This window comes from Ruegeria sp. F12, assembly GCF_056533885.1.
This window is the reverse complement of the sequence record NZ_JBQFOV010000011.1, coordinates 71,761-86,698: the sequence shown is the minus strand read 5'-3', so window position 1 is coordinate 86,698 and position 14,938 is coordinate 71,761. Positions and strand designations below refer to the sequence as shown.

Below are 14,938 nucleotides of genomic sequence, written 5' to 3'. Positions count from 1 at the left end.
GGTCAGTCACCGTCCAGTGCGTTGAACCCGGCGCTGATGCCCAGGGTCGGGCCCAGATCATTTGCGGCAATCTGGCGGATATCGTTGATCGACTGTTGCAGCGCCTCGATGCGTAGACGGCCCAGCGGGTTGGCCACGCCCGCAAATGCAGGGTCGTTCAAGGCTTGCGCGCGGGCAATCGCATTGTCGAACGCGCCGTCCATATCTGCCGCAATGGCAGGATGATCCGCAGACAGGCGCATGGCCAGATCACGCAGAGTGATCAGCGACAGTTCCACATGGCGCAAGGACCGCGCAGACCGGCGCGCCTCGGCCCTCTTTGGACGGGGGCGGTCGAATGTGCCCAGCGGGCGTCCAAGGCGGGTCTCGGACGTGAATTGAAGGCTGGTGGACAGTGCCTTGTATAGCTCTTGCAGGGCTTCGTTTTCGGACCGATAGGGCCTGTCGCCGCCGGGTTGCGTCACGTGTTCGGCAAAGGGTTGCCAATCCCGGGCGATGGCCTTTGCGTTGCGGTCGATGTCAGTTGTGATCGCGCGGATTAGGGCGCAGCGATAGGGGGCTTGGCCCTGATCAGCAAAGGCGGGATCAAAGAGCATCATCTCCAGCGCGAAAAACCCGCGCCCGGCGATGGAGGTTTCGGCAAAGGCCTCGGGGCGTTCTACAACGGGGTCGATGGTCGAGATCAAACCGCTCAGGGCCTTGGGCGTGAATCCCTTAGTGTCGGGCCAGAAGGCCAGCGCAAAGGCGCGGTCGTCCCGCTCGGACGGCCCGAACCGTAGGTGACTGACCAAAATCCAATCGTCGAATGCGCCATGGAATGCGGCCCGCAGGTCAGGTGATGCAGGATCGCATCCAGCCTGCGCGGTCGAGGCCAAAGTGGCGGTCGTCTCGGATAGTCTCGCATAACCGGGCAGAACGTGTGCGTCGACCACGTCCGTCAGAATCGCAGCACTGTCCTGTGCTGTGGCGGGCAGGGGCAAAGCCAAAGCAAGGGCAAGGAACAGCGGGCGCATCAGAGGCTCTCCAGAAAGCGGATCAGGGCGTCTCGGTCAAGCTTGGGCATCGACACAACCGTATCGCGCGCCGCTTGCGCCTCGCCCCCGTGCCACAGGATTGCCTCTAGCAGGGACCGCGCCCGCCCGTCATGCAGGAATTGAGTGTGGCCCGAAACCTGTTGGGTCATCCCGACGCCCCACAGCGGCGGCGTGCGCCATTCCCGACCCGTAGCGCGCGCCTCCGGGCGTTGGTCGGCCAGACCTTCGCCCATGTCGTGCAGCAGCAAGTCGGTATAAGGCCAGATCAGTTGGAAGCTGTGTTCGGGCCGGTCCTCCATACGGTGCGTGACATAGGCGGGGGTGTGGCACAATGCACAGCCGGTCTGGTGGAAGACCTGCTTTCCGCGCAGCACTTGCGGGTCGTCTGCATCTCGACGTTCTGGCACCCCAAGATTGCGGCTGTAGAAGGCCACAAGGTCCATACCCTGCTGATCAATCTCGAACACACGGTCGTCGCCATCGCCATGCGGGGCATTCACGCAGTCCACCTGCAACTCCGTGCAGTCACCATGGGCCGCAGGGAACAGAGGGCTGGATATCCCGATGTCTCCGGCAAAGGCACCTGCCGATTGCTCCAAGATAGTCGGCATCCCAGCCTTGTAGCCGAACCGCCCCATCATCGGCGCATCGAATTCGGTCGACCACACAATGTTGGGGCGGCCTGAGATACCGTCCCCATCAACGTCTTCTGGGTCGGCCTTGGCCAGTATATCCCCGACCGGGATCGCTTCGAGCAGACCCAGCCCGATCATCTGCGGTGCCACACGTGGGCTGAGCATCGCCTGCGGGTGCAACGGCCCATAGCCCAGATCGGCTGCGGTATAGGTCGGTGCGCGCAACGTGACCGTCTCACCATCCAACAGCTCGACAGGGACTTCCGTGTAGGTGATGTCCAGCCGGTATTCTGCCGGGTGGCCAGGCAGGGCGAGGTCCTGCATCTGGCCGCCGTAGTTTGGCTCTGGCTGCGTGGCGATATAGTCCGCGATCTCGGACTGGCCCGCCCCGCCAGGGATTGAGACGCGCAGGAACATCGACACCGCGCTGTCCTGTGGGCCATTCGGCGTATGGCCGCGCCCGTCCTTGATGTGGCACCGCTGGCACGACCGCGCGTTGTAAAGCGGCCCTAACCCGTCCGAAGCCAGCGTCGAAGCCGGCGACGAAACCCATAGCTTTTTGAACAGCCCGTTACCGACTTTGAAATCCAACTCCTGCTCAAACTCCAGGTTGCCCGACGGTTGCGAGAACGCATCTGCATCCGCGCGCAACCGCACGGTGGCCGCCCCTGCCGGCAGGTCCTCGAACCGTTGTGGCACGCTGAAATCCTCGGGCGCGGCGGTGACATCCGCGATCCGGGCGGCCTCGTCTTTGGTTCTGGGCTGGAAGTTGAGGTGCAGGTCCTGCAACCCGGTCGGGAAAGAGGGGGTGGCCGCCAAAGCAGCCACCGCTACGATCGAAAGCTTACTCGCCTTCGTCCATTTTCGATGCATTGAGATGCGCATAATTGGCTTCGCCAATCCTTTCATACAGATCAAGCTGCGTTTCGAGGAAGTCGATGTGACCCTCTTCATCGCTGATCAAACCTTCAAACAGGGACATGGTCACATAGTCCCCCGCCTCGCGGCAGTATTCGCGGGCCTCCACATACAGGGCGCGCGCGTCGTGTTCGGCTGCCAGATCACATTCCAGAGTTTCCTTGGGCGTCTGCCCGATGCGAAGTGGGTCCAGCTTTTGCAGGTTGGGATGGCCTTCCAGAAAGATGATCCGTTCGATCAGCTTGTCCGCGTGGCCCATCTCCTCGATGCTTTCCTCGCGACTTTTCTTGGCCATGTGACCAAGGCCCCAATCCTCCTGCAAGCGGTAGTGAAGCCAATACTGGCTGACCGCCGTCAGCTCATGCCGCAGGGATTTGTTGAGGTATTCTATGACTTTGGGATCGCCCTTCATGTGCTTTCTCCTGTGATGCTGCGGACCGCAATGTCCGAAGCTGCATGGGGATTTCCAGCTTATCGCTGGACCGCATCGTGTCTAGGAAAAGTGGCATGCATCCGCCACAATCCGCTGATTTTCCAAGGGCATGATAGATCTTGCCGGGGGTGATCACCGCATGGGGATCGGACGCGCGCATCCAGTCGATCGCGGCGTGGATGTCTGCGTCCGAGATGTTGGTGCAATGGCAAACGATCATGGCAGAACGCCTTTAGTTGATTATTCTGACTATAATAGTCGGTTAATTGCTGAATGTCCTGCGGCAAACCGTCTGCCAGCCCTCAAAAACCTGCGAGGCGGCGGTGAGATGCCGCCCCACAGGTGTGGGATCACTGGAAGACTGCGTTGGGGTTGTCCAAACTGTCCGAGCCTTCAAAATCGATCTGATCCAGCTCCAGCTTGGTGACGATGCGTTCGATGGTCTTGGTCTGATCGATCAGGCCGTTCACGCCGCCCATGATCAAGGCCTCGCCACCTGCATTACCGCGTTCCAGCATTTGGTCATAGGCGAACCCGGCCTCGGCTGTCGATTTGATCCGGCCCAGCGCCTGCATTGTATTGGCCAGCTTCGCCTTCATCTCGGCATCCAGCGCGGGGTCGGTCGCAGTGACAAGATCAGACAGCGATGCGCCCGAGATCGGAGTGCCGTCGATCCGGGTGTAGCTGCCCAGATAGACATTCTGGATGCCCAGACCGTCATAGTAGTGGCTGTTATGGGTGTTGTCCGAGAAGCAATCATGTTCCTCTTCCGGATCATTCAGCATCAGGCCGAGGCGCATCCGCTCACCGGCCTGTTCTCCATAAGACAGCGAGCCCATGCCGGTCAGAATTGCGCTGACGCCTGCGGCCTCGTTCTCGGTCAGTGCCAAGCGCGCATCACCGCCTTCAACCCATTGTGCAGCCATCCAGTCTAGATCGCTGACCAACAAATCGGTCACAGCGCGCAGATATTCTCCGCGACGGTCACAATTCCCGCCGGTGCAATCGGCGCCGGAGGCATAGTCCGTCCACGGGCGGTTTCCGGCCCCGGCGCCGTGGCCGTTCAGGTCCTGCCCCCACAGCAGAAACTCGATTGCATGATAACCGGTGGCTACGTTCGCTTCGATCCCATCAGCCTCGTGCAGGGTTTCGGCCAGCAGTTCGGGGGTGATCTGGCTGGCATCGATGGTTTGGCCCGACAGGGTAAAGTTGGGGTTCGCGATGACGTTCAGCGCGGCGAACTCGTTCTCGTCCGATGGGCCGCCATAAGTGGCATCCACATAGTCGATCAGCCCTTCATCCAACGGCCACGCGTTCACTTTGCCTTCCCACTCGTCGACAATTGGGTTTCCGAACCGGTAGACCTCGGTCTGCTGATAGGGCACGCGCGCGGAAATCCAAGCCGCCTTGGCCGCTGCCAACGTCGCGTCCGAAGGGTTGGCGATCAGGGCATTCACTGCCGTCTGTAGCATTTTGGCGGCGATCAAGCTGTCATCGTATTTCGCTTGGGCGATATTGGCGTAAGTGGCGAGGATGTCGGCTTTCGAGGGGGTCTCGGCGGCGGACGCATTGGTTGCAACGCACAGCGCCAGCGCGCTGGCAGCAGCATGGAATCTGGTCATGGGATCAGGTCTTTTTTGTTAATTCAGAGTGGTCGGCGCACCTGATTGGTGCTGGCTGACGAATAACTGAGTGAATTAGTCGCCTATGTCAACCTGAGTTTTTTAATCAGATATAAACTCCGCGCAAATACCCAAGACAGATGATGCACAGATACTGGTCGGTCGAACCGAACGCAGCGAGTCTGTGGTCTAAAACTGTTTGGGGAAGGTGAAGGCTGAGGAGGGGCTTGAACCCCGTTGCGCGGATCATGACCGAGTTCTGGTACGGTCCGAGAGTTCGCAGGCCGCTACAACCGACATCGTCAACTTATTGGCGACGGTGAGTTTCTGGCGGGCAAACCACCACAAAGCGCCACACCCAACCACACGGGACTTGTCACCCAAACGCTACCCAATCCCCAAAAGCGGACAACTATATTCCGCATTGCGAAATCAAACTTTCAAGGGGTTTTGGGTGATCCTGCGCAATGTTTGCAGCGGATCGCTGTCAGCCGCTTCGAGGGATTGTGACTTTATATCCGGTCTTGAATTCATTCGGCATACGTGTCGGACGTCCAGTTGTCAGATTGGTACACACATAGTCTGATCTGGCGCGCAATATCGTTTTGCTGTCACCCAATCGGATCATCTGAAACAGGCGACTGCAACGCAAACGCTCATCATTCACCGAGAGCCAGTTGTGCACGACGATCTCATCATCCAAAAAAGCGGAGGACAGATAATCGATCTCGTGGCGCACTGCGGCCATACCGCGATTCAGGTCGAGGCAGGCTTGCTCGGTCAAACCGACATGCCGCGTATGTTCCCAAACGGTAGCATCCATCCATTTCAAATAGACAGCGTTGTTTACGTGGTGGAAGCCGTCCAGATCGCCCGCCGTGACCTTGAACCGTTTCCAGAAGGAGTTTGGATAATCTGCAAGTGAGGATATGTCTTCGTTCATTGCGCGAAATACACCATTGTGAGTCTAAAATGGAGAACGTGAAGAGGCCTTTGACGAGCCTACTCTGACAACCATAAGGAACGCCCTATTGTCCATTGATCCCTTCAAAGAACGGCAAGACATCTATTTGATTGCCTGAGTTTGGTTGCGAAACAACCACGGCTTTAGCAGCAGAGTTATGATTGGCATTATCAGATATGTCATCGACACAACCTGAATTGTGACGATGCTGAGCGTCTGTGCCCAACGTGGCCAACCAGTCATGAAAGGAACGAGGAAAACCTGAAGCGCAAAGACAAGGGCAAAGATCACAACGATCAATACAACAGCCATTTTATGGCGTGGTGGTGGAACGGCTGCAGGGATCTCGGGCATATCGAACCACACTTCGAGACCGGTCTCGCTTTTGCGATCTGCATCGCCATCGGATATCCCTTCCAGCTTGGCAATCCACTCGGATCGCTCGGGCGAGGTTTCCCAGGCGGCAGCATGTTCGTAATTATCGAAACGATAAATCATGACGTAGCGTCCGCCAGTCTTTTCGGAAGGGCGCAAAATGCTTAAACCTTGTTGCCCCTCGAAATGCGATGCAGCCTCGGCTATGCCTCGGATCCAATCCTCGAATTCGGCCTCGCGCCCCGGCACGACGCGACGTGAAACAGAGATCGTTACGGGGTTGTTGTCCGTGTCTCGGTGATGTGTCATGTGATCAGTCATTGTGAGCCAAGTTTCCTGCTATGAGGCGCGTGAACGACCTTTGATCAGCCGAAACGCAGCGCCTCTGCGGTTTTCCTAAACCAACATCAATCTGTGTAATTGCAAAATGGACCCTCGCATCGCTGAAGATCCCTGATGTCTTGGTTTTCAAGAGCTCGAGATGCTTTCAAGCTCTCGTTCCACGAGATCCAACCGGTCCTTGCCGAAAAACATTTCTTCTCCGACAAAGAAGGTGGGGATGCCGAAGACACCACGCTCGACAGCTGCGCTGGTGTTGTTTTTCAAGCGCTCTTTGACCGCATCTTCATTGGCACGCTCCAACAGATTTTGACCGTCGAGTCCTGCATCGTTCATCGCCGAGACAAACACGTCCGGATCATCCATTTTGAGCCCCTTTTCCCACATTGCGGCCATCCCTGCCGTGATGTAGTTGCCTTGAAATCCGTCAACCTCAGCGGCTGCCGCCGCCCGCATCATAAGCAACGTGTTAACCGGGAAATGGGGGTTCATTCGGAACTTCGACAGCTTATGCCGGCGAATAAACCGTTCAAACTCCACGCGGTCGTAATCCAGCTTACCTTTGACGTCCCGGAACATGAGAAACGGAGACTGATTGCCTGTCGCTTTGAATATCCCGCCCAAAAGACAAGGAATGTAGTTGAACGACGCGCCGGTTCGGGTCTTGATGTCATTGACCAGGCAATGGGCCAGATAGGCGTTAGGGCTGCCGAAATCGTAGATGAAGTCTACCTGAGCTGTCATGGTTCGCTCCAGTTACCAGGTTTCTTTCCAGGGACGCAGGTCCATCTCATGCGTCCAGGCCGTACGGGGTTGTTTGTGCAGCATCACATAATTCTGCGCGATATGCTCGGGGTTCAGAATACGGTCTTCCTCGCGCATCTGATCCACATCCGGGAAATGTTCGCGGATAAAATTGCTGTCGATGGCCCCGTCGATCACCGTATGGGCGACGTGGATGTTTTTTGGCCCCAACTCGCGCGCCATGGACTGCGCCAGCGCCCTCAGCGCGTGTTTCGCGCCCGAAAAGGCCGAGAACCCGGCATTGCCACGCATACTGGCCGATGCTCCGGTGAAAATGATCGTCCCGCGTTCGCGCGGTAGCATCCGGGCGGCGACCTCGTGACCCATCAAGAACCCGGCGAAAGCGGCCATCTCCCAGACCTTGCGATAGACGCGCGGGGTGGTCTCGGTGATGCCAAAACGCACATTGGCCCCGATGTTGAAAACGGCGACCTCGATTGGGCCAACCTCCTCCTCGATCTTACCGATCAGATTGTGCATCTCGGTCTCATCCCGTGCATCAGCGGGATAGGCGCGGGCCTGATGACCCTCGTCGCGGATTGATTCCGCCAGCGCCTCAAGAGCATGGGCATGGCGGTCGCGGCGAACGACACAAGCGGTTAACCCCTCGCGGGCAAATGCCCGGGCGATAGCAGAGCCTGTGTCATCGCCAGCTCCGATTATCAAACATGCACCATTGGGGTTCTGCATCTCGTTCTCCTCAGTAGCTCAACATCCGGTCAGCCGTGACCGCGAAACAAACCGCGCAGCAGATGGATCGTAAATCGAGCCTGGCTGGGCAGATAGCCGCTGGATTTCGGCAGATCGTCCTGCGCTTCACGGACCCGGTGATTGTAAAAGATGTGGAAATCGGGTGAAGGTAGGTCTGACTGTTCGACAATCCGGGCCGAGGGCACCAAAATCAGTTTTGGAAACAGCGGCACGTTCAATTTTTCCAGTGCCGGGTTGCCGCATGCTGTGCATCTGCCACGCGCCAGCAAAGGCGGCTGCTTCAGGCTTTCGTATACAATTTCACCACACCCGGCCTGGTCCACGTCCGCAGCACGAAACAGCAGGATATCGCCATATTCGGCATCGTTGAACCGCTGGCAAATGGTGCAGTGACAGATCGCCCTAAGCAGCGGGCGACCTTGTGTTTTGAAGTGAACCTGCCCGCAGCTACAGGTGCCGTTGGAATGCGTCATCTAACTCTTCCTTGTTGCGGGCAGGGTTCCGTGAGATCAGGCGCGGACCTTTTTGACCGCTTTGCCGTTTTTCCAGAACCGGTACATCACGCGCAGCGCCGGCCAGACACCGTCCGCTTTGGTCTGCACCTTCTTACCTTGCGAGATGCGTTCGATCTGCATTGTGTACCAGCTGATCTCCATGATCGCCATTGCGTCGATCTTCTTCAGACCCGAACGGATGGGCGCAACATGCGATACGTGCTTGGGGTTCTGCAGAACATGAGTGCCGAACTTGGGATCGACGGCGAAAGGACGGGCCACACCGGCCATATCCAGAGCGCCGGTTGCCAGAGCTTCGCTCATGCCCTCGGACGAGCGGAAACCGCCGGTCACGACCAGAGGGGTCGAGATCTGGCTTTTGACCTTTTCGGCATATTCCAGGAAATATGCCTCGCGCTTGAGGGTGCTCTCCTTTTTGACTTCCTGCTTGCCCTTGCGGTTAACCGGGTTTTCCCAGCTGCCGCCCGAGATTTCGATCAGGTCGATGCCCAGACCGTCCAGACGCTTGGCCACTTCGATCGAGTCTTCCTCGGTGAAACCGCCCTTTTGGAAGTCGGACGAGTTGATCTTGATGCCAACGTTGAAACCGGGGCCGGTACGGGCGCGGACGCGTTTGTAGACCTCTTCGACAAAGCGGAAGCGGTTGTCAAAACTGCCGCCCCATTTGTCTTCGCGGCGGTTGTGATGCGGCGACAGGAACTGGCCGATCAGATAGCCATGCGCGCCGTGCAGCTGAACGCCGGTGAAACCTGCCTCTTCCAGACGGGCGGCGGCTTCGGCGAACCGGTCGATGATGTCCTCGATCTCGGAATCGGACAGCTCGCGCGGGGGGGCGAACATCTCATTCGGGATTGGCACGACCGAAGGTGCAACCGGTGCGTCGTTGACCATTTTGGGCGACTGCTTGCCCGGGTGGTTCAGCTGCGGCCAGATATGGGTGTTGGTCGCCTTGCCGGTGGCCGCCCATTTGCGCAGCAGGTCCATGTTGCTGTCCAGCAGCGCATCCACGACCAGCGGTTCGTTCATGTGCTTGCCGTCAACCATCATGTTGCCGGTGATCAGCAGGCTCGCGCCGCTATGGGCCCATGCCTCGTACAGCGAGACGTGGGCAGGTGTGACTTTACCGTCCGGAGTGGCCAGAGCTTCGTTCATCGAAGCTTTGCAGATCCGGTTGCGCAGAACCGTTCCCGATTTCAGCGTCAGGGAATCCCCAAGCGTTGCCATTTCTGTGTTTCCTTGATTCGTCGTTTCGATCTTCTGAGCAGCAACCATTGGTCTTTACTCCTGAATATTGCGGCGCCGGAAGCGCATCGCCTGAAGCTTTTTCAGGCTGTTGAACATGAAGTTGTCCCAGGGTGGGGCAACAAAAGCGGTGGCGTTGATGCGGCCCTTGCGAACCACGCCCTTGGCCTTCGAAAAATTGCGGAAGCCTTCTTCGCCGTGATAGTGTCCCATGCCCGACGGACCGATGCCGCCGAACGGTATGTCATCGGCCATCACATGAGACATGGTGTCGTTGATGCAGACACCACCCGCATGGGTGCGGGCCAGAATGTCATTGGCGCGGCTCTTATCCCAATCGAAGTAGTAGAAGGCCAGCGGACGCGGGCGGTCATTGACGTAAGCCACAGCTTCATCAATCGAGTCGTAGGGGATCACCGGCAGGATCGGGCCAAATATCTCTTCGCGCAGCACCAGCATCTCTTCGGTCGCGCCCAGGATCAGGGTCATCGGCATCTTGCGCGTGTCGTTGAAATGCTCACCCTTGGGGTTGATGGTGATCAGCTCGGCACCTTTTGCCTCGGCGTCTTTCAGATAGCCTTCAAGGCGGGTTTTCTGACGGTCGGTGATGATCGCCGTATAGTCCTGATTGTCGCGCAGGGCCGGGTAGGCTTTGCTCATCGAATCCGCAAAGGCTGTGCAAAAGGCGTTCACCTTGTCGCGCGGGCACAGGATGTAATCGGGCGACACGCAGACCTGACCGGCATTGATGCCTTTGCCGAATGCAATCCGGCTGGCGGCTTCATCAATCGGGAAGTCCTTGTGGATGATGACCGGCGATTTGCCACCCAGCTCCAGCGTAACCGGCGTCAGGTTGTCGGCAGCGGCCTTCATCACGATCTTGCCGACCTGAGTCGAACCGGTGAACACCAGATGGTCGAACGGCAACTTGGTGAACTCAGTCGCGACCTCGACACCACCGGTGACAACGGTTACTTCGTCCTCAGAGAAGATATCGGCGATGATTTCTTTCAGCAGATCGCCCGAGGCCGGTGCGAATTCCGACGATTTCAGCATCGCGCGGTTGCCCGCGGCCAGGGCGCCTACCAACGGCGACAGGGCCAGGAAGATTGGGAAGTTCCACGGCACCACGATGCCAACCACGCCCACGGGCTGATATTGCACCTGAATGCTGGCAGGCATCAGGGTCAGCGGCGCGTGGCGGCGCTGCGGTTTCATGAACTTGCGCAGGCGCTTGCGGTAAAAGGCGATACCGTCCAGCAGCGGCATGATCTCGGCCAGTTCGGTTTCAGCCGCCGAGCGGTTCGAGAAATCCTTGCTGACCGCCGCGATGATGCGCGCCTTGTTGTCGATCAGCGCGTTGTGCAGCTTGTCCAGACGCCGCACCCGAGCCGCCCGGTCGGGCATGGGATCGGCCAGATAGGCCTTTTTCTGAGCCAGAAGCAGAGCCTCGAGATCAGGCGTTTCCGATTTAACGGGTGTCAGGTGCGGTGCGGACATTGTTAAACCCTCCTGGATTTAAATGTAATCAGTTACGGGGCCAATCCCCATTGCGGCATGGGTGGCGTTCTTGCGCTCAAGCCAGTCGGCTTCGTCGCCTGGGAAGGGCAGAACCATACCGCCTTCGACCACCCAGTTAGATTCGATGCCGATCAGCGTGACCAGCACCTTGCTTTTTTCCAGCTGGGCCGCCTCGGAGATACGCGTGTGCATCTGCTCGTTCAGTTTTTCATAGAGACCAGCGGTCCGGTCACCGCCCATGCGGACGTTGCCGTTCACGCCCAAAACGGTTCCGCGTCGCATGCTGTAGCCGGTCATGAAAACAACGTTCACGAACTCGGACGGCGCGCCAGTTAGGCCGCAATGCACATCGGTGATGACCTGCGCGATGTCAAATCGGATCTGCTCGGGGAAAGGTTTCTTGGATGCAAGAGTATAGAGCGGCATATCAATTCCTCTCCTATTGATTGAACTGCGTGATCAGCACGCCGTGGCGCATTTTTGAGATCATCGCGCGCGAAAACAGCTTGAACAGATAGGTAAAGCGTCCCCAAGGCGACAAGCGTGTCAGGTTGCCTTTCAGAATGTCGCCATAACGGGACTGGTCGAATGCACCCACAGACACCTGATCCGGGTGCTGACCGGTGATTTTGCGCCAGCATCTATCGACCTCCAGCATGAAGGCTTCGCGGCGTTGCGTTTCAAACCCGTCCGGCACTTCCATCGAGACAGTCGACGAGCGTGACCAACGGCGATCTGTGATCGTGTGCTGTTTGGCAGCGACGTTCCAGATGATCGTCAGTTTGTCGTCGCATACGTGCTCGACATAAAGCTTGCGCACGACTTCCTCGAGCGCTTTGATCTGCTCGAGTGAGATCTGACCTTCCTGAATGGCAATGAGTGATCGCATAACATCCTCCTGCCCGGTAATTTCGGTTTTTGGGGATCAATTTTCGATGATGACAGCGGACATCTTTTTGACATTATCGGCCACAGTGTTTAGGTTCAAAACATGCAAAACGCGTCCCTGAAACGATCACCGGGCAGCATCCGCATCCTGTGCGAGGAAGCAGCAAAATATGGTGTAACTCCCGAACAATGCCTGGAGGATACCGGGCTGGTCACTTTCGATCTCTACCAGAACGAGGCGACTGTGACGCTTGGGCAAGAAGTTGCGGCGATAGAAAATTTCATCAAGTACGCGCCTGACCGCCCTGGAATGGGAATTGAAATTGGTCGCCGCTACAGACCCGAAGTCTTTGGCATTTGGGGATATGCTATTTTGAGCAGCCCAACTCTTCGTGCTGGACTAAAAACGGCTATAGATTTCGCGAACCTGTCGTTCGTGATCGCCCGATTGCGTCTAAACGAGCTCGAAGATCCACCTGCCCTAAATTTGGATATCAGCGGTCTGCCAAAGGCAGTCGAGAGTTTTGTGCTGGAAAGGCACCTGACGGTTGTTAGCAACTTCACCTCGCAGTTTCTGCCCAGGTTTTCTATGTCGCGCGTGGTCTTTGAAACCACGCTGGATAATCCGGCGGTCGCGTCCGCAATAAAAACTGAACTCGGAATCAGCGTCACGCTGAGTTGTCGGAGAAACTCGATCATCCTCCCCCAAAAGCTTCTTGATATGCCCTTGCCGCAGCACAACCCAGCAACGATGGAGAATTGCCTGAGGCAATGCCGAAGCCTACTAAACCTGGAAAACTCCGATATTCCGGAAATGACGGCGCAAGTCCGCGAAGCCACTTTGTTGGAAATCAACAACGATCCAACAATCGTTTCAATCGCTTCAAAGCTAGGGACAAGTGAACGCACGTTGCGCCGTCGTCTTGCCAAGGAGGGGACAAGTTTCAGAAAGATCCAGACAGAGGCGAAACTGGCAATTGGGCATGAGTTGCTGAGCACGGCCGGCCTGGATGTTTCAACCGTCGCTTGGAGAACCGGCTATTCAGAGCCATCCAGCTTCGTAAGAGCCTTTACCAAAAAATACGGCTACTCGCCCGGCAGTTTGAAACATTCATCCCGATATGGAGACAACAAACTGACGTGCTAACAGTAGCAACGTCAATTGTTGGTTTCTGCAAGCGTTGCCGCTGATCGCGCCAGTAAGTCTACAAGCCACCCGTGACCCGGATCAGTGTTTCGGCTTTTGTGCCAGTATAGGCGCACCTCGATTTCTGGATAGTCGAACGGAAGGTTGTGCGAAACCAGCGAACCGGCGTCGACCAAGGGTCGGGCCAAACGGGTGGGGACTACAGCAATAAGGTCGGTTGCGGCAACGACTTCAGGGATGGAAACAAAACTCGACATTTGCAGAGCGATATTGCGAGCCGGAAGCGAGTTTCCCAACAAAAACTCCAAAGGGGTAGTTCGTCGACTGTTCTGGCTGCGAACAATACCAAACCTTCGCACCAGCGAAACATGTGCCAGCGTTTGAAACTCTTCCAGCGACACTCCTGTTTTTGCGCATGGATGATCGGCGGCACTGATAAGCGTAAGCGACTCACGCAATATCAGCAGCGAGTCAAAGTGGTCTTCCGGCATAGGCGTGTAGTCAACCGCGTATCCCAATCTTCCATCCTTGAGACGCACAGGAATTTCATCCAGGTAATCTGGATGTACCCTCCACTTTAGATTTGGCGCCTGCTTTCGGGCTTCCCTCATCAATACGGGCCCCCAGATGTGTTCGACTGCATGATTCATCGAGACATCGATGGTTCGGGAAAACGTCTCTGCAGAAAACTCCTGGTCTTCGAAACTGCTTCTGATCTGTACGAGCGCAGGGGCAACCTTGGCATGCAGATCAAGTGCGCGTTGCGTCGGCTTTAGACCTCGACCGGTGCGTACAAACAACTCGTCATCGAATCCCTGTCTCAGTCGTTTGAGCGCGTTGCTGACAGCAGGTTGACTCATGTTCAGACGCTCTGCTGCCTTGGACAAGTGCTGTTCTCGCATCAAAATATCGAAGACTGGAAGCAGATTCAGGTCGTGATTTCTTAGCATTAGCTTAGTTATTTCCCAGAGTGATAATATCCTTAAGTAATATAAATTAGAAGCTATATCAAATCTGCATATTCTGACTGGCAACTTTTGGTTAGGGAGGACCCAGTTATGAATGATGAAGCAAGAGAGAAGTTTCGAGCCAAGTACCGCGCAGGCGTAAGCCCAAACTACAGCGGTCTGCTGCACCTGTCTGTCGTTGTGATCGGCGCAGGATCTTTGATCTGGTGGGGTACGACCAAACTGGTGGATTTTAAGCTCTACCAACTTTGGTTCGTTGTCGCGACCTATGTCGCCTATAATCTGGGTGAGTGGGCATCTCATAACTATTGGGGGCATCACAAAACAAAGCTTTTCAAGCTGTTTTATCAGCGTCACACAGGCGACCATCACACCTTTTTCGTGGATACGGACATGGAATATCAGATGGTCCTGGATTGGCGCGTCGTGATCTTCCCGATCTATCTGCTCGTTCTGACCACGGTGGCAATTTCAATCCCCGGAGGTCTGGTGTCCTACTTCCTCTTTGGGGGTAACTACGGCTATCTGTTCTTCATCACGATGACCTCTTGCTATCTGCTGTATGAAGTCCTGCATTTTAGCTACCACCTGCAGCGTGGTTCGGTCACCGAACGCATTTTCCGACTTATCCCCGGCTGGACGTACCTGCGTTTGTTTCACACTGTGCATCACAATCGCGACGTGATGGTTGAGGGCAACTTCAACATCACTCTGCCCTTGTTCGATTGGATTTTCGGCACGCTCTATTTCGACGCAAATGACCAGCAGAAACCATCGGATAATGGTGCGAACCCGCAGCCTCAGTAACCGAGCAGTCGCAGT

Annotated in this window: 17 protein-coding genes; 2 read left to right on the top strand and 15 right to left on the bottom strand. The window is 56.6% G+C overall.

Annotated elements, in window-relative coordinates; genetic code table 11:
- Positions 1–2 precede the first annotated feature (2 nt).
- The 14 genes from ACR0CA_RS14930 to ACR0CA_RS14865 all read right to left on the bottom strand — a co-directional run bounded on the left by ACR0CA_RS14930 (position 3) and on the right by ACR0CA_RS14865 (position 12,002).
- On the bottom strand, positions 3–1,013 hold the full coding sequence (locus ACR0CA_RS14930; protein WP_480899923.1) for an imelysin family protein: 1,011 nt from the start codon (positions 1,011–1,013) through the stop codon (positions 3–5).
- Positions 1,013–2,542: a di-heme oxidoreductase family protein gene (locus ACR0CA_RS14925; protein WP_480899921.1), complete on the bottom strand. Its 1,530-nt coding sequence runs from the start codon at positions 2,540–2,542 to the stop codon at positions 1,013–1,015. Before ACR0CA_RS14925 ends, ACR0CA_RS14930 begins: the two co-directional genes overlap by 1 nt.
- Positions 2,514–2,999, bottom strand: a complete 486-nt coding sequence (bfr, locus tag ACR0CA_RS14920; RefSeq protein WP_170773884.1) for a bacterioferritin — start codon at positions 2,997–2,999, stop codon at positions 2,514–2,516. The genes ACR0CA_RS14925 and bfr overlap by 29 nt, the downstream gene beginning before the upstream one ends.
- Positions 2,947–3,240, bottom strand: a complete 294-nt coding sequence (locus ACR0CA_RS14915) for a (2Fe-2S)-binding protein (protein ID WP_480899919.1) — start codon at positions 3,238–3,240, stop codon at positions 2,947–2,949. Before ACR0CA_RS14915 ends, bfr begins: the two co-directional genes overlap by 53 nt.
- A gap of 130 nt (positions 3,241–3,370) precedes the next feature.
- On the bottom strand, positions 3,371–4,642 hold the full coding sequence (locus ACR0CA_RS14910; protein ID WP_480899917.1) for an imelysin family protein: 1,272 nt from the start codon (positions 4,640–4,642) through the stop codon (positions 3,371–3,373).
- Positions 4,643–5,129: 487 nt separating this feature from the next.
- A complete protein-coding gene (locus ACR0CA_RS14905; RefSeq protein WP_480899915.1) occupies positions 5,130–5,585 on the bottom strand; it encodes an acyl-CoA thioesterase in 456 nt (151 codons plus the stop codon).
- A 123-nt stretch (positions 5,586–5,708) separates the two neighbouring features.
- A complete protein-coding gene (locus tag ACR0CA_RS14900) occupies positions 5,709–6,290 on the bottom strand; it encodes an antibiotic biosynthesis monooxygenase (RefSeq protein WP_170786873.1) in 582 nt (193 codons plus the stop codon).
- A gap of 159 nt (positions 6,291–6,449) precedes the next feature.
- Entirely contained in the window at positions 6,450–7,064 is a 615-nt protein-coding gene (locus tag ACR0CA_RS14895; RefSeq protein ID WP_480859918.1) for a DsbA family protein, read from the bottom strand.
- Between the two features lie 12 nt (positions 7,065–7,076).
- Positions 7,077–7,814 carry an SDR family oxidoreductase gene (locus ACR0CA_RS14890; protein ID WP_170790749.1) on the bottom strand — a complete coding sequence of 246 codons (738 nt, stop codon included), beginning with the start codon at positions 7,812–7,814 and terminating at the stop codon, positions 7,077–7,079.
- 29 nt (positions 7,815–7,843) lie between these two features.
- Positions 7,844–8,308 (bottom strand): GFA family protein, encoded by a 465-nt coding sequence (locus ACR0CA_RS14885; protein ID WP_480899912.1) that lies wholly within the window; start codon positions 8,306–8,308, stop codon positions 7,844–7,846.
- Positions 8,309–8,344: 36 nt separating this feature from the next.
- Positions 8,345–9,574 (bottom strand): NADH:flavin oxidoreductase/NADH oxidase family protein, encoded by a 1,230-nt coding sequence (locus ACR0CA_RS14880; RefSeq protein WP_170790752.1) that lies wholly within the window; start codon positions 9,572–9,574, stop codon positions 8,345–8,347.
- Between the two features lie 54 nt (positions 9,575–9,628).
- A complete protein-coding gene (locus ACR0CA_RS14875) occupies positions 9,629–11,092 on the bottom strand; it encodes a coniferyl aldehyde dehydrogenase (RefSeq protein ID WP_480899911.1) in 1,464 nt (487 codons plus the stop codon).
- Positions 11,093–11,110: 18 nt separating this feature from the next.
- Positions 11,111–11,539, bottom strand: coding sequence for a 4-oxalocrotonate tautomerase (locus tag ACR0CA_RS14870; protein ID WP_170790754.1), 429 nt, complete (start codon positions 11,537–11,539; stop codon positions 11,111–11,113).
- A gap of 13 nt (positions 11,540–11,552) precedes the next feature.
- Entirely contained in the window at positions 11,553–12,002 is a 450-nt protein-coding gene (locus tag ACR0CA_RS14865) for a hypothetical protein (protein ID WP_170786859.1), read from the bottom strand.
- Positions 12,003–12,104: 102 nt separating this feature from the next.
- Here ACR0CA_RS14865 and ACR0CA_RS14860 point away from each other — a divergent pair, with 102 nt between their 5' ends.
- A complete protein-coding gene (locus tag ACR0CA_RS14860) occupies positions 12,105–13,148 on the top strand; it encodes an AraC family transcriptional regulator (RefSeq protein WP_170786857.1) in 1,044 nt (347 codons plus the stop codon).
- 11 nt (positions 13,149–13,159) lie between these two features.
- Here ACR0CA_RS14860 and ACR0CA_RS14855 read toward each other — a convergent pair whose 3' ends face one another.
- Positions 13,160–14,098 (bottom strand): LysR substrate-binding domain-containing protein, encoded by a 939-nt coding sequence (locus tag ACR0CA_RS14855; protein WP_170786855.1) that lies wholly within the window; start codon positions 14,096–14,098, stop codon positions 13,160–13,162.
- Positions 14,099–14,206: 108 nt separating this feature from the next.
- On the opposite strand from ACR0CA_RS14855, the gene ACR0CA_RS14850 reads away from it, so the two are divergent.
- The gene (locus ACR0CA_RS14850; RefSeq protein WP_480859908.1) at positions 14,207–14,923 is read left to right on the top strand and encodes a sterol desaturase family protein; all 717 of its coding nucleotides are present in this window, start codon (positions 14,207–14,209) and stop codon (positions 14,921–14,923) included.
- Positions 14,924–14,938 lie beyond the last annotated feature (15 nt).

Coding starts and splice junctions, on each gene's coding strand:
- ACR0CA_RS14915 (WP_480899919.1), bottom strand. CDS start 3,240: ATGATCGTTTGCCATTGCACCAACATCTCGGACGCAGACATCCACGCC.
- ACR0CA_RS14900 (WP_170786873.1), bottom strand. CDS start 6,290: ATGACACATCACCGAGACACGGACAACAACCCCGTAACGATCTCTGTT.
- ACR0CA_RS14895 (WP_480859918.1), bottom strand. CDS start 7,064: ATGACAGCTCAGGTAGACTTCATCTACGATTTCGGCAGCCCTAACGCC.
- ACR0CA_RS14855 (WP_170786855.1), bottom strand. CDS start 14,098: ATGCTAAGAAATCACGACCTGAATCTGCTTCCAGTCTTCGATATTTTG.
- ACR0CA_RS14910 (WP_480899917.1), bottom strand. CDS start 4,642: ATGACCAGATTCCATGCTGCTGCCAGCGCGCTGGCGCTGTGCGTTGCA.
- ACR0CA_RS14870 (WP_170790754.1), bottom strand. CDS start 11,539: ATGCCGCTCTATACTCTTGCATCCAAGAAACCTTTCCCCGAGCAGATC.
- ACR0CA_RS14865 (WP_170786859.1), bottom strand. CDS start 12,002: ATGCGATCACTCATTGCCATTCAGGAAGGTCAGATCTCACTCGAGCAG.
- ACR0CA_RS14880 (WP_170790752.1), bottom strand. CDS start 9,574: ATGGCAACGCTTGGGGATTCCCTGACGCTGAAATCGGGAACGGTTCTG.
- ACR0CA_RS14930 (WP_480899923.1), bottom strand. CDS start 1,013: ATGCGCCCGCTGTTCCTTGCCCTTGCTTTGGCTTTGCCCCTGCCCGCC.
- ACR0CA_RS14905 (WP_480899915.1), bottom strand. CDS start 5,585: ATGAACGAAGACATATCCTCACTTGCAGATTATCCAAACTCCTTCTGG.
- ACR0CA_RS14890 (WP_170790749.1), bottom strand. CDS start 7,814: ATGCAGAACCCCAATGGTGCATGTTTGATAATCGGAGCTGGCGATGAC.
- ACR0CA_RS14850 (WP_480859908.1), top strand. CDS start 14,207: ATGAATGATGAAGCAAGAGAGAAGTTTCGAGCCAAGTACCGCGCAGGC.
- bfr (WP_170773884.1), bottom strand. CDS start 2,999: ATGAAGGGCGATCCCAAAGTCATAGAATACCTCAACAAATCCCTGCGG.
- ACR0CA_RS14885 (WP_480899912.1), bottom strand. CDS start 8,308: ATGACGCATTCCAACGGCACCTGTAGCTGCGGGCAGGTTCACTTCAAA.
- ACR0CA_RS14925 (WP_480899921.1), bottom strand. CDS start 2,542: ATGCATCGAAAATGGACGAAGGCGAGTAAGCTTTCGATCGTAGCGGTG.
- ACR0CA_RS14875 (WP_480899911.1), bottom strand. CDS start 11,092: ATGTCCGCACCGCACCTGACACCCGTTAAATCGGAAACGCCTGATCTC.
- ACR0CA_RS14860 (WP_170786857.1), top strand. CDS start 12,105: ATGCAAAACGCGTCCCTGAAACGATCACCGGGCAGCATCCGCATCCTG.